12 protein-coding genes are annotated in these 17474 nt (G+C 66.2%); 10 read left to right on the forward strand and 2 right to left on the reverse strand.

Annotated elements, in window-relative coordinates; all coding sequences use genetic code 11:
- The first annotated feature begins 115 nt into the window (after nucleotides 1–115).
- The 10 genes from TO66_RS19065 to TO66_RS19110 all read left to right on the forward strand — a co-directional run bounded on the left by TO66_RS19065 (nucleotide 116) and on the right by TO66_RS19110 (nucleotide 14848).
- A complete protein-coding gene (locus TO66_RS19065) occupies nucleotides 116–1984 on the forward strand; it encodes an extracellular solute-binding protein (protein WP_044463727.1) in 1869 nt (622 codons plus the stop codon).
- Complete coding sequence (locus TO66_RS19070; protein ID WP_044463728.1) at nucleotides 1984–3045, forward strand: microcin C ABC transporter permease YejB; 1062 nt, start codon at nucleotides 1984–1986, stop codon at nucleotides 3043–3045. Before TO66_RS19065 ends, TO66_RS19070 begins: the two co-directional genes overlap by 1 nt.
- Nucleotides 3045–4067 carry an ABC transporter permease gene (locus TO66_RS19075; protein ID WP_044463729.1) on the forward strand — a complete coding sequence of 341 codons (1023 nt, stop codon included), beginning with the start codon at nucleotides 3045–3047 and terminating at the stop codon, nucleotides 4065–4067. Before TO66_RS19070 ends, TO66_RS19075 begins: the two co-directional genes overlap by 1 nt.
- Before the next feature lie 16 nt (nucleotides 4068–4083).
- Entirely contained in the window at nucleotides 4084–5658 is a 1575-nt protein-coding gene (locus tag TO66_RS19080; protein WP_044463730.1) for an ABC transporter ATP-binding protein, read from the forward strand.
- Nucleotides 5659–5841: 183 nt separating this feature from the next.
- The gene (locus TO66_RS19085; protein ID WP_044463731.1) at nucleotides 5842–7260 is read left to right on the forward strand and encodes a sigma-54-dependent Fis family transcriptional regulator; all 1419 of its coding nucleotides are present in this window, start codon (nucleotides 5842–5844) and stop codon (nucleotides 7258–7260) included.
- A gap of 283 nt (nucleotides 7261–7543) precedes the next feature.
- Complete coding sequence (locus tag TO66_RS19090) at nucleotides 7544–8935, forward strand: GntP family permease (RefSeq protein WP_044463732.1); 1392 nt, start codon at nucleotides 7544–7546, stop codon at nucleotides 8933–8935.
- 7 nt (nucleotides 8936–8942) lie between these two features.
- Nucleotides 8943–9728, forward strand: a complete 786-nt coding sequence (locus TO66_RS19095; protein ID WP_044463733.1) for a 3-hydroxybutyrate dehydrogenase — start codon at nucleotides 8943–8945, stop codon at nucleotides 9726–9728.
- Between the two features lie 95 nt (nucleotides 9729–9823).
- Nucleotides 9824–11779 carry an acetoacetate--CoA ligase gene (locus TO66_RS19100; protein WP_044463734.1) on the forward strand — a complete coding sequence of 652 codons (1956 nt, stop codon included), beginning with the start codon at nucleotides 9824–9826 and terminating at the stop codon, nucleotides 11777–11779.
- A 203-nt stretch (nucleotides 11780–11982) separates the two neighbouring features.
- Nucleotides 11983–14520, forward strand: a complete 2538-nt coding sequence (locus tag TO66_RS19105) for a PAS domain-containing sensor histidine kinase (protein WP_044463735.1) — start codon at nucleotides 11983–11985, stop codon at nucleotides 14518–14520.
- Between the two features lie 52 nt (nucleotides 14521–14572).
- Nucleotides 14573–14848, forward strand: a complete 276-nt coding sequence (locus TO66_RS19110) for a peptidylprolyl isomerase (RefSeq protein WP_011061856.1) — start codon at nucleotides 14573–14575, stop codon at nucleotides 14846–14848.
- Between the two features lie 352 nt (nucleotides 14849–15200).
- On the opposite strand, the gene TO66_RS19115 is transcribed toward TO66_RS19110, so the two are convergent.
- Entirely contained in the window at nucleotides 15201–16112 is a 912-nt protein-coding gene (locus TO66_RS19115) for a sugar kinase (protein WP_044463736.1), read from the reverse strand.
- A gap of 126 nt (nucleotides 16113–16238) precedes the next feature.
- The gene (locus TO66_RS19120) at nucleotides 16239–17456 is read right to left on the reverse strand and encodes an amino acid deaminase (protein ID WP_044463737.1); all 1218 of its coding nucleotides are present in this window, start codon (nucleotides 17454–17456) and stop codon (nucleotides 16239–16241) included.
- Nucleotides 17457–17474: the final 18 nt, after the last annotated feature.

Here is a 17474-nt window from a genome sequence, read left to right on the forward strand (position 1 = left end):
AACGACGGCCCGCCCTTTGGTGGGCCGTCGTGTCTGGGCCGCCGCCCGCGCTGGTCAGCAGCGCGCCGGTAGCGTACAAATCGTGGTCTCGATCACCCGGCTCTTAAGGCTGACAATGCGACTGCTTTTCCCCTCCGTGATGTTCACCGCCCTCGCCCTGCTGCTGGGGGTCACGAGTGCCGGTGCCGCGCCGCAACACGCCCTGACCGTCTACGGCGAACCGGCCAAGTACCCCGCCGGCTTCAGTCATTTCGCCTACACCAACCCCCAGGCGCCCAAGGGCGGGAGCATGCGTCGCTCGGCCATCGAGATCGGCCGCTTCGACCATGTGCTGCCGTATATCGACAAGGGCATCGGCGTCTCGCAGCTCGATGGCTACATCTATTCACCCCTGGCCCAGCGTTCGCTGGACGAGCCCTACACCGTCTACGGCCTGGTAGCAGAAAAAATGGAGCGAGCCGACGACGGCCTGTGGCTGCGCTTCTACCTCAACCCCAAGGCCCGCTTCGCCGACGGCACGCCGATCACTGCCGAAGACGTGCGCTACACCTACAACCTGCTGATGACCCAGGGCAGCCTGCGCTACCGCACCCAGTTCGCCGACGTGAAAGACCTCGAGGTCGAGTCGCCAGGGGTGATCCGCTTCGATTTCAAGAGCAACGAAAACCGCACCCTGCCCCTGGATATCGCGAGCCTGCCGGTGCTCCCCGAGCATTGGTGGAAGAACCGCGACTTCGCCGGCGGCGGCGGTTATGAAGCGCCCCTGGGCAGCGGCCCGTACAAGGTGAGCAAGGTCGACAACGGCAACAGCATCACCTTCACCCGCGATGCCGACTGGTGGGGCAAGGACTTGCCCGTCAGCCGCGGCCTGTACAACTTCGACCATTTCAGTATCGAGTACTTCGGCGACACCGACGTCGCCCGCCAGGTGCTGCGCGGCGGCGCCTATGACTACAACCGCGAGTTTTCCGCCACCGGTTTCTCCATCGGCTACGCCGGCCCGGCCCTCGACGACGGCCGCCTGCAAAAGGCCCACCTGGCCAGGGAGGCACCGCAACCGGCGCAGGGGTTCGTGTTCAACCTGCAAAAGCCGATGTTCCAGGACCGGCGCGTGCGCCAGGCCCTGGCCATGCTCTGGGACTTCGAGTGGAGCAACCGGCAGATGATGCGCGACCTGTACATCCGCCAGCAGAGTTTCTTCTCCAACAGCGCCCTGGCCGCCCGGGCCCTGCCCGACGCCGAGGAATTGAAAATCCTCGAACCGCTGCGCGGCCAGGTTCCCGACGAGGTCTTCGACAAGGTCTTCGAGGCGCCGAAAACCGATGGCAGCGGCCTGATCCGCGACAAGCAGCTGCAAGCCCTGGCCCTGCTCGAGGCAGCCGGCTGGAAACCCGATGGCGACCAGCTGGTGAATGCCGACGGCGAGCCGCTGCGCTTCACCTTCCTCAACAGCCAGAACGGCATCGAGCGCCTGTTGCTGCCCTACAAGCGCAACCTGGCGCAGATCGGCATCATCCTGGAAATCCGCCGCATCGATGCGTCGCAGTACGTCAACCGGTTGATGGCCCGGGACTACGACATGATCGTCACCGGCTACCCGGTGACTACGTCGCCGGGGCTGGAGCTGTACAACTATTTCGGCTCGGCGGCGGCCAACGATCCCGGCTCCAGCAACCTGATGGTGCTGAAGAACCCGGCGGTCGACAGCCTGATCACCGGCCTGGTCAGGGCCACCACCCAGCCGGCGATGCTGCGCTACGCCCATGCCCTGGACCGGGTGCTGCAATGGAATTACTACTGGATTCCCAACTACTACCCGCCGGGCACCTCGACCGTGTGGTGGAACCGCTTCGGCATGCCGGCCGTTCCCGCGAGCAATGACGAAGCCATCGAGAGCTGGTGGGAAATGAGCCGCACGCCCCTGACCAACGAACAGATGGCGGCCGAGCGCATCCAGCGCGGCAAGCCCGGAGGGCCGCACTGATGCCGGCGTATATCCTGCGGCGCCTGCTGCTGATCATCCCGACCCTGCTGATCATCCTGCTGGTCAACTTCGCCATCGTCCAGGCCGCCCCCGGCGGCCCGGTGGAACAGGCCATCGCCCGCCTGCAAGGCATCGGCGGTGGCGGCAACCTCGGCGGTTCCAGCGATGGCATCAGCGGCAACTCGCGGGCCAGCCGCGGCCTCGACCCACAACTGATCAAGGACATCGAGAAACAGTACGGCTTCGACAAGCCGGCCCACGAACGCCTGTGGCTGATGCTCAAGAGCTACGCCCGGCTGGACTTCGGCAAGAGCTTCTTCCGTGGCGCCACGGTCACCGAGCTGATCCTGCAGAAGATGCCGGTGACTATCTCCCTCGGGCTCTGGGCGACGCTGATCACCTACCTGGTGTCGATTCCCCTGGGGATTCGCAAGGCGGTGCACCACGGCAGCCATTTCGACATCTGGAGCAGCACCGCGATCATTGTCGGCTACGCCATGCCGGCCTTCCTGTTCGCCATGTTCCTGATCGTGGTGTTCGCCGGCGGCACCTCGCTGAACTGGTTCCCGGTGCGCGGGCTGGTCTCGGAGAACTTCGAGCAACTGAGCACCCTGGGCAAGATCGCCGATTACTTCTGGCACCTGGTGCTGCCGGTGACCTCCCTGGTGATCGGCGGCTTCGCCACCCTGACCATCCTCACCAAGAACTCCTTCCTCAACGAGATCACCCGCCAGTACGTGGTCACCGCCCGGGCCAAGGGCCTGAGCGAGCGCCGGGTGCTGTACGGCCATGTGTTCCGCAACGCCATGCTGCTGGTGGTATCGGGGATTCCCCAGGCGTTCATCAGCGTGTTCTTCGCCGGTTCCCTGCTGATCGAGGTGATCTTCTCCCTCGACGGCCTCGGGCGCATGAGCTACGAGGCCGCGGTGTCGCGGGACTACCCGGTGGTGTTCGGCTCGCTGTTCATCTTCACTCTGTTCGGCCTCTTGATAAAACTCGTCGGCGACCTGTGCTACACCCTGGTCGACCCGCGTATCGACTTCGCCGCGAGGAACGCCTGATGCTCAAGCTCTCCCCGCTGGCGCGCCGACGCTTCGAGCGCTTCAAGAAAAACCGCCGCGGCTGGTGGTCGCTGTGGCTGTTCGTCGGCCTGTTCCTACTGACCCTCGGCGGCGAACTGATCGCCAACGACAAACCGCTGGTGGTCAGCTACCAGGGCTCGCTGTATTTCCCGGTGTTCAAGCGCTACACCGAGCAGGAGTTCGGCGGGCAACTGCCGTTCCAGGCCGACTACCGCAGCGACTATGTGCAGAAGCTGATCCGCCAGGACGGCGGCTGGCTGCTGTTCCCGCCGATTCCCTTCAGCGAAGACACGCCCAACTACGACCTCAGCCGCCCGGCGCCGAGCCCGCCCAGCACGGTCAACTGGCTGGGCACCGACGACCAGGCCCGCGACGTGCTGGCCCGGGTGATCTATGGCGCCCGGGTATCGATCCTGTTCGCCCTGGCCCTGACCTTCATCAGCGCGCTGATCGGCATCGCCGCCGGCGCGCTGCAAGGCTACTACGGCGGCTGGGTCGACCTGCTGGGCCAGCGTCTGCTGGAGGTCTGGTCGGGGCTGCCGGTGCTGTACCTGCTGATCATCCTTTCCGGTTTCGTCGAACCGAACTTCTGGTGGCTGCTGGGGATCATGGCGCTGTTTTCCTGGCTGGCCCTGGTGGACGTGGTGCGCGCCGAATTCCTCCGCGGGCGCAACCTGGAATACGTCAAGGCCGCCCGCGCCCTGGGCCTCAACGACCGCAAGGTGATCGTGCGGCATATCCTGCCCAACGCCATGAACGCCACCCTGAGCTACCTGCCGTTCATCCTCACCGGGGCGATCTCGACCCTCACCGCCCTGGACTTCCTCGGCTTCGGCATGCCCGCCGGCAGCGCGTCCCTGGGCGAACTGATCGGCCAGGGCAAGCAGAACCTGCAGGCGCCCTGGCTGGGGCTGACGGCGTTTTTCACCCTGGCGCTGATCCTGTCGCTACTGGTGTTTATCGGCGAGGCGCTGCGCGATGCCTTCGATCCACGTTCTTGAGCCAGCAGAGACTGAAATGACTGACAACCTGATCGAAATCCGCCACCTCGACGTCGCCTTCGGCGCGCAGCAAGTGGTGCGCGACCTGTGCCTGGACATCCGCCCCGGCGAGTGCCTGGCGCTGGTCGGCGAATCGGGGTCGGGCAAATCGGTGACCGCCCACTCGATCCTGCAACTGCTGCCCGACTGCGACAGCCACAGCAGCGGCAGCATCCGCTACCGGGGCCAGGAGCTGCTGGGCGCCGACAACGCCACCCTGCGCACGATCCGCGGCGACCGCATCGCCATGATCTTCCAGGAGCCCATGACCTCGCTGAACCCGCTGCACAGCATCGAAAAACAGATCGGCGAAACCCTGCTGCTGCACAAGGGCCTGGGCGGCAAGGCAGCCCAGGCGCGGATCCTCGAACTGCTGCATCTGGTAGGCATCCACAAGCCCGAGGAGCGGCTCAAGGCCTATCCACACCAGCTCTCCGGCGGCCAACGCCAGCGGGTGATGATCGCCATGGCCCTGGCCTGCGAACCGGAACTGCTGATCGCCGACGAACCGACCACCGCCCTCGACGTCACGGTGCAGCGCAAGATCCTGCTGCTGCTCAAATCCCTGCAACAGCGCCTGGGCATGTCGCTGCTGCTGATCAGCCACGACCTCAACCTGGTGCGCAGCATCGCCCAGCGGGTGTGCGTGATGAAGGCCGGGCAGATCGTCGAGCAGGCCGACTGCGCCACCCTGTTCGCCGCCCCCGAACACCCGTACAGCCGGGTGCTGCTCAACGCCGAGCCGGAAGGCGAAGCCCTGCCCCGGGACGAACGCGAAGTGGTGCTGCAGGTGGACGACCTGAACGTGCGGTTCCCGATCGGCGGCGGGCTGTTCCGGCGCAAGGACTACCTGCACGCGGTGGACGGCATCAGCCTGAGCCTGCAACGGGGCAAGACCCTGGGCATCGTCGGCGAATCCGGCTCCGGCAAGTCGACCCTGGGCCAGGCGATCCTGCGCCTGCTGGACTCTCAAGGCCGCATCCGCTTCCAGGGCGAGGCGCTCGATGGCCTGACCCAGAAGCAGCTGCGGCCGTGGCGCAAGCAGATGCAGGTGGTGTTCCAGGACCCGTATGGCAGCCTCAGCCCGCGCATGTCGGTGCAACAGATCATCAGCGAAGGGCTGGAGGTGCACAGCCACGCCACCGCCCAGCAGTGCGAGCAGCAGGTGATCCGCGCCCTGGAAGAAGTCGGCCTGGACCCGGCCAGCCGCCACCGCTACCCCCACGAGTTTTCCGGCGGCCAGCGCCAGCGCATCGCCATTGCCCGGGCCCTGGTGCTCAAGCCGGCGCTGATCCTGCTGGACGAGCCGACCTCGGCGCTGGACCGCACCGTGCAGAAACAGGTGGTGGCGCTGTTGCGGCAGTTGCAGGAACGGCACGGCCTGACCTACCTGTTTATCAGCCACGACCTGGCGGTGGTCCGCGCCCTGGCCCACGACATGCTGGTGATCAAGGACGGCAAGGTGGTCGAGCGCGGCCCCAGCCACCAGGTGTTCGAAGCGCCGCAGCACCCCTACACCCGGGAACTGCTGGCCGCCGCCCACCCGGCCTGACCCGGCTAACCCCTTTGTAGGAGCGAGGCTTGCCCGCGATCCAGGCGCCGCGGTCTTGCAGGTGCACCGCATAAGGCCTATCGCGGGCAAGCCTCGCTCCTACAGGGTGGGCGGCGGTGATGGTCGCGTGGGCGCGGGGATTCCCGGCATAATCGGCGCCGCGCTCCCTTCAGGACCTTGCCCATGAACGACACCGAAAGCCTCAAGGACTACCAGCGGGTTCGCCGGTTGGCGATCCGCTCGCTGTTCGAGATCATCGAGCAATCCAGCGAAGGCACGGTGATCGTCGACCGCGACGCCAATATCGTCTGGATGAACGAACGCTACGCCCGGCGCTTCGGCCTGGAGTCGGCGGCGTTCGCCATCGGCAAGGCCTGCGAAAGCGTGATCCCCGGCAGCCTGTTGCGCGAAGTGGTGCGCACCGGGCGGCCGATCCTGCTGGACATGCAGGACACCCCCAAGGACCCGCTGGTGGTGATGCGCCTGCCGATCCACGACCACGCCGGCGCGGTGATCGGCGCCATCGGCTTCGCCCTGTTCGACGAGCTGCGCAGCCTGTCGCCGATGCTCAAGCGCTACCTGAGCATGCAGGAAGAACTGGCCTCCACCCGCTCGCTGTTGCGGGCGCGGCAAACCAAATACAACTTCGCCCACTTCATCGGCACCAGCGCCGCCAGCCTGGAGGTCAAGCGCCGCGCCCGACGCAGCGCCAGCACCGACTCGCCGGTGCTGCTGCAAGGCGAGACCGGCACCGGCAAGGAGCTATTGGCCCAGGCCATCCACGCGGCGTCGCCGCGGGCGCACAAGGCCTTTGTCAGCATCAACAGCGCGGCGATTCCCGAGGCCCTGCTGGAGGCCGAGTTCTTCGGCACCGCGCCCGGCGCCTTCACCGGCGCCGACCGCAAGGGCCGCGCCGGCAAGTTGCAGATCGCCCAGGGCGGCACGCTGTTTCTCGACGAGATCGGCGACATGCCCCTGCCCCTGCAAAGCAAGCTGCTGCGGGTGCTGCAAGAAAAAGAGTTCGAGCCGGTGGGCTCCAACGAGGTGATCCAGAGCGATGTGCGGGTGATCGCCGCCACCTCCACCGACCTGGAAGCGGCGATCAAGCGCGGCGAATTCCGCGCCGACCTGTACTACCGCCTCAATGTCCTGCCGATCCAGGTGCCGCCGCTGCGCGAACGCCTGGACGACCTGCCGGCGCTGAGCGAAGCCATCCTCGAGGAACTGCGCAGCCAGCACGAACTGGCCGCCGACGCCCTGGCCCTGCTCGGCCAACATGCCTGGCCGGGCAATATCCGAGAACTGCGCAACGTGCTGGAACGCGCCGCGCTGCTCAGCGACGACCTGACCCTCAACGCCGCCGACCTGCGCGCGGCCATCGGCACCTTCAGCCCGGTGCCACGCCCGGCCAGCGCGCCAGTCACCGAGGCACCGGCCGCCGAGACCTTTGCCGCCGCCCGGGCACGTTTCGACCGGCAGTTGATCGAAGCGACCCTGGCGCAATGCGCCGGCAAGGTCCCCGAAGCCGCGGCGCGCCTGGGGCTGGGGCGCTCGACCCTGTACAAGAAAATGGCGGCGCTGGGGATCGAAGAGTCTCAATAAAGAGACTTTTATCTCAATAAAGAGAAACAGCCAGCGCTTCGCGCTGATCGCGGGCAAGCCTCGCTCCTACAGAAGAATTCGGCTCTTGTAGGAGCGAGGCTTGCCCGCGATAGCATCCTCAAGACCAACAAATATCTCAAAACAGAGACAAAACTCTGCGCCGTCACCTCACAAAATATAAAAACCCTTATATTTCAATTACTTAAATAAATGGCACAAAACTCGCTATAGCCCCTCCCCACACGCTTCACCCACAAAAATAACAATCCTGGAGAGACACACCATGAGTGTGATCATTGCCCTGGCAGCCCTCGCGCTGCTGATGCTGGCGGCCTACCGTGGCTACAGCGTCATCCTCTTCGCCCCCATCGCCGCCCTCGGCGCCGTCCTGCTCACCGATCCGTCCGCCGTGGCACCGGCCTTCACCGGGGTGTTCATGGAGAAGATGGTCGGCTTCATCAAGCTGTACTTCCCGGTGTTCCTGCTCGGCGCGGTGTTCGGCAAGCTGATCGAGCTGTCGGGCTTTTCCCGTTCCATCGTCGCCGCCGCCATCCGCCTGCTCGGCACCCGCCAGGCGATGCTGGTGATCGTGCTGGTCTGCGCCCTGCTGACCTACGGCGGCGTCTCGCTGTTCGTGGTGGTGTTCGCGGTCTACCCGTTCGCCGCCGAGATGTTCCGCCAGAGCAATATCCCCAAGCGCCTGATCCCGGCGACCATCGCCCTCGGCGCGTTTTCCTTCACCATGGACGCCCTGCCCGGCACCCCGCAGATCCAGAACATCATCCCCAGCACCTTCTTCAACACCACCGCCTGGGCCGCGCCCTGGCTCGGGGTGATCGGCACGGTGTTCGTGTTCTGCGCCGGCATGCTGTTCCTCCAGCGCCAGCGCAACAAGGCGCACAAAGCCGGCGAAGGCTATGGCACCGAGCTGCGCAACGAGCCGGAAACCGCCGCCGACATCCAGCTGCCCAACCCCTGGATCGCCCTGTCGCCCCTGCTGCTGGTGGGCCTGATGAACCTGCTGTTCACCCACTGGATCCCGCAGTGGTACGGCAAGACCCACAGCCTGGCCCTGGCCGGCATGGCCGCCCCGGTACAGACCGACGTGGCCAAGCTCACCGCCATCTGGGCAGTCCAGGCGGCGCTGCTGGTGGGCATCCTGATGGTCCTGGTGTTCGGCTTCTCGGCCATTCGCAGCAAGCTCGCCGAAGGCAGCAAGAGCGCGGTCAGCGGCGCCCTGCTGGCGGCGATGAACACCGCCTCGGAGTACGGCTTCGGCGCGGTGATCGCCTCCCTGCCGGGCTTCCTGGTGCTGTCGGACTGGCTGAAAAGCATCCCCAATCCGCTGGTCAACGAAGCCATCACCGTGACCCTGCTGGCCGGCATCACCGGCTCCGCCTCGGGCGGCATGAGCATCGCCCTGGCGGCCATGTCGGAGACCTTCATCAGCGCCGCCCATGCCGCCAACATTCCGCTGGAAGTGCTGCACCGGGTGGCCGCCATGGCCAGCGGCGGCATGGACACCCTGCCGCACAACGGCGCGGTGATCACCCTGCTGGCGGTCACCGGCCTGACCCACCGCGAGGCCTACAAGGACATTTTCTGCATTACCCTGATCAAGACCCTGGCCGTCTTCGTCGTCATCGCCACTTTCTATGCCACCGGCATTGTGTGAGGTATCCATGAGCAATCTTGCGGGCAAGACCGCCCTCGTCACCGGCTCCACCAGCGGCATTGGCTTAGGTGTAGCCCTGAGCCTGGCCAAGGCCGGCGCCAACCTGATCCTCAACGGTTTCGGCGATGCCTCGGCGGTGATCGCCGAGGTCGCGCGCCTCAATAAAGACAGCGGCGGCAAGGTCGGCCATCACCCGGCCGACGTCAGCGACCCGGCGCAGATCGCCGACATGCTGGCCTACGCCGAGCGCGAATTCGGCGGCGTCGACATCCTGGTCAACAACGCCGGCATCCAGCACGTAGCGGCGGTGGAAGAATTCCCGGTGGAACGCTGGGATTCGATCATCGCCATCAACCTGTCGTCGGTGTTCCACAGCACCCGCCTGAGCCTGCCGGGCATGCGCGCCAAGGGCTGGGGGCGGATCGTCAATATCGCCTCGGTGCACGGCCAGGTCGGCTCGGTCGGCAAGGCTGCCTATGTGGCGGCCAAGCACGGGGTGATCGGCCTGACCAAAGTCGTGGGCCTGGAAACCGCCACCTCCAATGTCACCTGCAATGCCATCTGCCCGGGCTGGGTGCTGACCCCGCTGGTGCAGAAGCAGATCGACGACCGCATCGCCGCGGGGGTCGACCCGCAGCAGGCGCAGCACGATTTGCTGGCGGAAAAACAGCCGTCCCTGGAGTTCGTCACCCCCTCGCAACTGGGCGAGCTGGTGCTGTTCCTGTGCAGCGAGGCCGGCAGCCAGGTACGTGGCGCGGCGTGGAATATCGACGGTGGCTGGCTGGCGCAGTAAAAAAGCTTCGCCTCTCAGCCCCCTGACCTGCGGCAGCGGCAGGTAGTAGAGTTGAAACTGCTTTGTGTGTGCACCAGAAGAACAAGAGGCCACCCATGTCCGACATACTCTGGCAACCCAGTGCCGAGCGCATCAGCAAGACCCGCATGGAAGCCTTCCGGCGCCTGGTCAACCATCGCCATGATCTGCAGATCGCTGACTACCCTGCCCTGCACCAATGGAGCATCGAGCAGCGCGAAGCCTTCTGGCAGGCGATCGTCGACTTCTTCGACGTCGAGTTCCATGCGCCGCCCAGCGCGGTGCTGGTCGAAGGCCAGGGCATGCCCGACGCCCAGTGGTTCCCCGGCGCCACCCTGAATTTCGCCGAACACCTGCTCAAGCGCCGTGACGACGGCGTCGCGGTGATCGCCATCAATGAGAACGGCCAGCGCGAACAACTGACCTGGAAGCAATTGGCGGCCCATGTCGCCGGCCTGCAACAGAGCCTGCGCGCCGCCGGCGTCGGCCTCGGCGACCGGGTCGCCGCCTGCCTGCCCAACACCTGGCAGACCCTGGTGGGCATGCTCGCCACCACCAGCCTCGGCGCGATCTGGTCGTGCTCCTCGCCGGACTTCGGCACCCAGGGGGTGATCGACCGGTTCGGCCAGATCGAGCCCAAGGTGCTGATCACCTGTGCCGGCTACCGCTACGCCGGCAAGCAGATCGACCAGCGCGCCAAGGTCAATGAAATCCTCGAACGCCTGCCGTCCCTGCAACAGCTGGTCATCGTCCCGTACGCCCGGCCCGAAGCCCGTGCCGACGAGTTCCGCACTTCGGCGCGGGTTGCGCTGTGGGACGACTTCTACCGCCCCGGCGGCGCACCGCAGTTCGTCCCCGTGCCCTTCGCCCACCCGCTGTACATCCTCTATTCCAGCGGCACCACCGGCGTGCCCAAGTGCATCGTCCACAGCACCGGCGGCGTGCTGCTGCAACACCTCAAGGAGCATGGCCTGCACACCGACCTGCACCCGGGCGACGTGCTGTTCTACTACACCACCTGCGGCTGGATGATGTGGAACTGGCTGGTTTCCGCGCTGGCGGTGGGCGCCACCGTGCTGCTGTACGACGGCTCGCCCTTCCACCCGGGACCGGAGCATCTGCTGGACCTGATCGACCAGGAAGGCATCAATGTCTTCGGCACCAGCCCCAAGTACCTGGCCGCCCTGGAGAAGGCCGGCCTGCAACCGCGCCAGAGCCATTCCCTGGCCAGCCTCAAGACCCTGCTGTGCACCGGTTCGCCGCTGTCGCCGCAGAGCTACGACTATGTGTACCGCGACCTGAAACGGGACCTGTGCCTGGCGTCGATGTCCGGCGGCACCGATATCGTGTCCTGCTTCGTCATCGGCAACCCGCTGGTGCCGGTGCGCCGTGGCGAAATGCAGGGCAAGAGCCTGGGCATGGCCGTCGAGGTCTGGGACGACCAGGGCCGCAGCGTCATCGGCGAAAAAGGCGAGCTGGTCTGTACCCGGCATTTCCCGGCCATGCCCATCGGCCTGTGGCGCGACCCGGACCAGGAGAAACTGCGCGCCTCCTACTTCAGCCAGTTCCCCGGGGTCTGGGCCCAGGGCGACTATGCCGAACAACTGGCGCATGGCAGCTGGCTGATCCACGGCCGCTCGGACGCCGTGCTCAACCCCGGCGGCGTGCGCATCGGTACCGCGGAAATCTACCGCCAGGTGGAAAAGCTCGAACAGGTGGTGGAAAGCCTGGCCATCGGCCAGAGCTGGGAACAGGACGTGCGGGTGGTGCTGTTCGTGCGCCTGCGCGACGGCGTGCAACTGGACGAGGCCCTGCAGGAGCAGATCCGCCAGGTGATCCGCGCCAACACCACGCCGCGCCATGTGCCGGCGAAGATCCTCGCGGTCAGCGACATTCCGCGCACCATCAGCGGCAAGATCGTCGAACTGGCGGTGCGCAACGTGGTGCACGGCGAGCCGGTGAAAAACACCGACGCCCTGGCCAACCCCGAGGCGCTGGAGCAGTTCCGCGATCGGGAGGAATTGCGTAGCTAGCCTCGAGTGCCGCATCGCGGGCAAGTCGGATCGCCGCCCGCTCGCTCCTACAGGATCACGCACAGTCCTTGTAGGAGCGAGGCTTGCCCGCGATGAGGCCAGACCTGCCCCCCATATCTCCTTTCCCACCCGGACTGGTCATCCATGGCAAAAGCGGGTGAAATACCCGCCACGCCCCCGCACCAACAGACGACACCCCCGATATGAACGCTCCCCCCACCGGCAGCGAAGCCGAAATCCTGATTGCCCGGCTGGACTGGGCCGCCACGCCGCTGGGCGCGGTCGACCACTGGCCGCAGAGCCTGCGCACCGCGACGGACATCGTGATCCACTCGCCGATGCCGATGCTGCTGCTGTGGGGCCCGCAATTGACGCAGATCTACAACGACGGTTTCGCCCTGCTGGCCGGCAACAAGCACCCTGGCGCCTTCGGCCAGTCGACGCACCTGGCCTGGCCGGAATTCGAGGCGTTCACCGCGCCGATCTACGACGCCGTGCTGCAAGGCCAGGTGCGCAGCTTCAGCGAGAAGCCCTTTACCCTGCAGCGCCAAGGGCGCGCGGTGGATGTCTGGCTGGACCTGACCTACAGCCCGATCCGCGACGAAAGCGGCCAGGTGGCCGGGATCCTGGTCACCTGCATCGAGACCAACGAGCGCCGGCGCATCGCCCTGGAGCTGGAACAGCGCTCGGCGGCCAGCCTCAAGGCCCAGCATGAAATCGAGGAGCGCCTGCAACTGGCGCTGGCGGCCACCGACGCCGTCGGCACCTGGGACTGGGATATCGGCGACGACCGCTTTATCGCCGATGCCCACTTCGCCCAGCTGCACAGCATCGACCCGGCCCTGGCCGGGCAGTTGCCCATCAGCGAGTACCTCAAGGGCGTGCACCCGGAAGACCGCGGCATGGTCGCGCGCAGCATCAAGCACTGCATCACCCACGGCACCGAATACGCCGAGGAATACCGCCTGCAACAGCCTGACGGCGAAGTCCGCTGGGTCTTCGCCCGCGGCCGCTGCTACAAGGATCATCACGGCCGCCCGGTGCGTTTCCTCGGCGCCGCCCTGGACCTGACCGACCGCAAGCGCATGGAACAGGCATTGCGCCAGAGCCAGACCGAGTTACAACTGATCATCAACGCCATGCCGGTGCTGATCGGCTACGTCGACAACGAAGAACGCTTTCGCCTGAACAACAGCGCCTACCTCGACTGGTACGGCCTGACTCCGCAAGAGCTGTACGGCCGGACCATCCGCGAGGTGCTGGGGGATGACATCTACGCCACCCGCGCCGACAAGATCGCCGCCGCCCTGGCCGGCAAACCCTGCAGCTTCGAGGCCAGCACGCCGCACCGCGATGGCCGCGCACGGCACGCGCTGATGAAGTACCTGCCGCGCTACGGCGGCGACGGCGCGGTCAATGGTTTCTACATCTTCGTGATCGACGAGACCGAGCGAAAACACACCGAAGAAGCCCTGCGCCATCTCAACGAAACCCTGGAAGAACGGGTGGCCGAACGCACCCAGGCGTTGGCCGCCGCCAACCAGCGCCTGCAAAGCGAGATGTTCGAACGCGAGCGCGCCGAAGACGCCCTGCGCCATGCGCAGAAAATGGAAGCCGTGGGCCAGCTCACCGGCGGCATCGCCCATGACTTCAACAATATGCTCACCGGCATCATCGGCAGCCTGGAACTGATGCAGCGCTACATCGACGCCAACCGCAGCGAGGAAATCGGCCGCTTCACCGAAGCCGCGATGTCCTCGGCCAAGCGCGCGGCCGCCCTCACCCATCGCCTGCTGGCGTTTTCCCGGCGCCAGTCGCTGGACCGCCGCCCCCTGCAACCGAACCAACTGGTGCGCTCGCTGCACGACCTGCTCGACCACACCAAGGGCGAGCACATCGAGCTGAAAATGAACCTGGGGGCCAACGTCTGGCCGATCAACAGTGACGCCAGCCAGTTGGAGAACGCCCTGCTCAACCTGGTGATCAACGCCCGCGACGCCATGCCCGACGGCGGCGTGCTGACCATCGAGACTGCCAACAGCTACCTCAACGGCAGCGACCTGGGCACCCTGGAACCGGTCAAGGCCGGCGACTACGTGATGCTCGGCGTCAGCGACAACGGCGCCGGCATGACCCCGCGCGTGCTGGCCAAGGCCTTCGATCCGTTCTTCACCACCAAGCCCATCGGCCAGGGCACGGGCCTCGGGTTGTCGATGATCTACGGTTTCGCCCAGCAATCCGGCGGCCACCTGACCATCACCAGCGAGCCTGGCCAGGGCACCTGCGTGCGCCTGTACCTGCCGCGCCTGCACAGCACTATCGCCGCCGACCACGACACCCCGGGCAGTGCCGAAGCGCCGTGCGCGGTAGCGGGCGAATCGGTGATCCTGGTGGAAGACGACCCGGCGGTGCGCATGCTGGTGCTCAACGTGCTGGGCGAACTGGGCTACACCGCCTTCGAGGCCGAGGACGCCAGGAGCGCGCTGCCGTTGCTGGACTCCGACCAGCGCGTCGACCTGCTGGTGACCGACGTCGGCCTGCCGGGCATGAACGGCCGGCAGTTGGCGGAGATCGCCCGCGAACGGCGGCCGGGGCTCAAGGTCCTGTTCATGACCGGCTACGCGGAAAAGGCCGCCGAGCGCCAGGGCTTTCTCGACGCCGGCATGGACCTGATCGCCAAGCCATTCTCCATCGAGGCCCTGGCGCAGAAGATCCGCGACATGATCGGCCGGCAGGACTGATTTCAGGCATAATCCGCGGCCGCCGTCCGCACCGCTGCAAGGTAACCGTCCCATGAAAGCCCAAGCCCGCCACATCTTGGTGAAAACCGCCGAAGAGGCCGAACAGCTCAAGCAACGCATCGCCAAGGGCGAAGCCTTCGACGTGCTGGCGAAGAAATACTCCACCTGCCCCTCCGGCAAACGCGGCGGCGACCTGGGCGAAGTGCGCCCCGGGCAGATGGTCGGCGCCATCGACCAGGTGATCTTCAAGAAGCCCCTGCGCACCGTGCACGGGCCGATCAAGAGCAAGTTCGGCTATCACCTGGTACAAGTCTTTTTCCGCGACTGACCCCCGACGCTCACAACACCCTGTAGCCGCTGCCGAGCTTCAGCGAGGCTGCGATCGCCTGCAAGGCAGGCGTGAAACCAGGCGGCGCATTCCATCTGGCGCACCGCGGCGTCTGGTTTGGCGGCGACTGCGTTGCCGATCGCTGCCTCGCTGGCGCTCGGCAGCGGCTACAGGCATGGGGTTGCGTCTCGATTTTTCTCCCAGCACAGAACATGTAGCCCCGGCGAGGCTGCGATCGCCGGCGCAAGGACGGTATCCGCGATCTTTCAGCTAGATCGCATCGCCAGGTTTTGCGGCCCCTGCGGTGCCGATCGCAGCCTCGCCGGGGCTCGGCAGCGGCTACAAGATGGCGTCAGGTTCTGGGGATCAGCGCGCCCGGCACCTGGATCACCCGGCTTGCCAGGCGATGCCCGGCCTCGGCGGCCTGTGCCGGGCTGCCGCCCTGCAACCGACACGCCAGATAGGCCGCGCTGAACGAATCCCCCGCCGCCGTGGTGTCCACCACCTTCGCCACCCGCTGCGCCGGCACGCTGAACGACTCGCCCTTGCAGCGAATCAGACAAGCGTCGGCACCGCGCTTGAGCACCACTTCCGGGGTATCCGGGTAAGCGGCGAACACCGCGTCACTGTCGCCATAACCGAACAGCGCCTGTTCGTCGTCCTCGGTCAGCAACGCCAGATCGACATAAGCCATCACCTCGCGATACGCCGCCTGCGCCTGCTCCAGAGAAGCCCAGAGGCGTGGCCGGTAGTTGTTGTCGAAGACGATCCAGGCCCCGCGGCGCCGCGCTTGCACCAGGGTCTCGATCAGCCGTTTGCGCCCCAAATCGCCAAGGACCGCCAGGGTAATGCCGCTGAAATACAGCACCGCGTACGCCGGCAGCGCCGCCAGGATCGGTTCGGCCGCCGGTGTGGTGAAACAGTCGCGCACTGCCGCTTCGTTGCGCCAGTAGAGAAAACGCCGCTCGCCCTGGGCGTCGGTCTGGATGCAATACAGCCCGGGCAACCGCCCCGGCAGGCGCTGCACCATGCCCAGGCCGATGCCTTCCTCGGCCCAGCTGCGGCACATCGCATCGCTGAAGCTATCGTCACCCAGCGCGGTGACGTAGTCGACGCAAGCGCCCTCGCCCAGTTCACGAGCCAGGTACACGGCGGTGTTCAAGGTGTCGCCGCCGAAGCTCTGGTGCAGGCTGCCGTCGGCGCGGTGTTGCAGTTCGATCATGCATTCGCCGATCAGGGCGATGCGTGGGTTGGGGGTGTTCATGGTCGAGGCATCTCTGACGGATATTTTTGTTGTCGGGGAGAACGTCATCGCGGGCAATCGAGGGTACGCCTCACACCTGTAGGAGCGAGGCTTGCCCGCGATCACCTGCGCAGCAGGTGCCAGACCTCAGAAACAGGTCTCCATGCTCTCCACCACCTCCAGCCGCTCATCCACCAACAACCCGCTGCGCCACTTGTCGAAGGTCAGGCACGGGTGCGACGTACCGAAGGCAATGATGTCCCCCACCCGCAACTCCCCCCCCGGCGCCACAGTCATGAACGCATGCTGGTCCATCACCGCCGTGACCTTGCAACCGCTGACATCATCGCCTCGGGCCGGCAGCACGCCCGCCTTGTAGCGCAGCAACGGCACCGGCAAGCCGGCGTCATAGGCCACGTCGCGCTTGCCCAGGGCGATCACCGCGAACCCCGGCTCCGGCAGCGACTGCACATGGGCCCAGACTTCCAGCGCCGGGCGCAGACCTTCGTGCAGGTCGCTGCGGCGGTCGAGCACGCAGCACTGCGCTTCCTTATAGATGCCATGGTCGTGGGCCACGTAACTGCCGGGCCGCAGAACACTGAGGAAGCGCCCCTGGGCGTTCTGCGCCTCGAAGGACTCGGCGATCAGGTCATACCAGGCCGAGCCCGAAGCGGTGATGATCGGCTTGCCGATGGCGAACAGCCCCTCGTCCTGCAACTGCACCGCCAGGCGCACCAGGGACGCGGCGAACTCACGGATGCCGGTCACGGCGTGATCGCCATGAATCACCCCTTCGTAGCCCTCGATACCGCACAGGGCCAAGGCCGGTTGCGCCTGGATCGCCTTGGCCAGCGCCAGCACTTCCTGCTCGCTGCGGCACCCGCAACGGCCGCCGACCACACCGTACTCGATCATCACGTTCAGGCGCACCCCGCGCGCGGCGAAGAACTGCCCGAGGTCGGCGACGTTGTCCGGGTGGTCGACCATGCAATAGAAATCGAAGGCCGGGTCGGCCAGCAGCTCGGCGATCAGCGCCATGTTCGGGGCGCCCACCAGCTGGTTGGCCATCAGCACCCGACGCACGCCATGGGCGTAGGCCGCGCGGGTCTGCACTGCGGTGGCCAAGGTGATGCCCCAGGCGCCCGCCTCCAGCTGCCGCCGGAACAGCGCCGGGGTCATGCTGGTCTTGCCGTGGGGCGCCAGTTCGGCGCCGCTGTCGCTGACAAACTGCTGCATCCAGCGGATGTTGTGTTCCAGCGCCGCGCGGTGCAGCACCAGGGCCGGCAGGCTGACGTCGCGCACCAGGCTGGCGCCGGCTGGGGCCGCCCCCTTTTCCACCGCGGCATTGATCAAGGCAGAAGACATATTCGAACTCCTCGGAGC

It is taken from the genome of Pseudomonas sp. MRSN 12121 (assembly GCF_000931465.1).
Taxonomy (GTDB): Bacteria; Pseudomonadota; Gammaproteobacteria; order Pseudomonadales; family Pseudomonadaceae; genus Aquipseudomonas.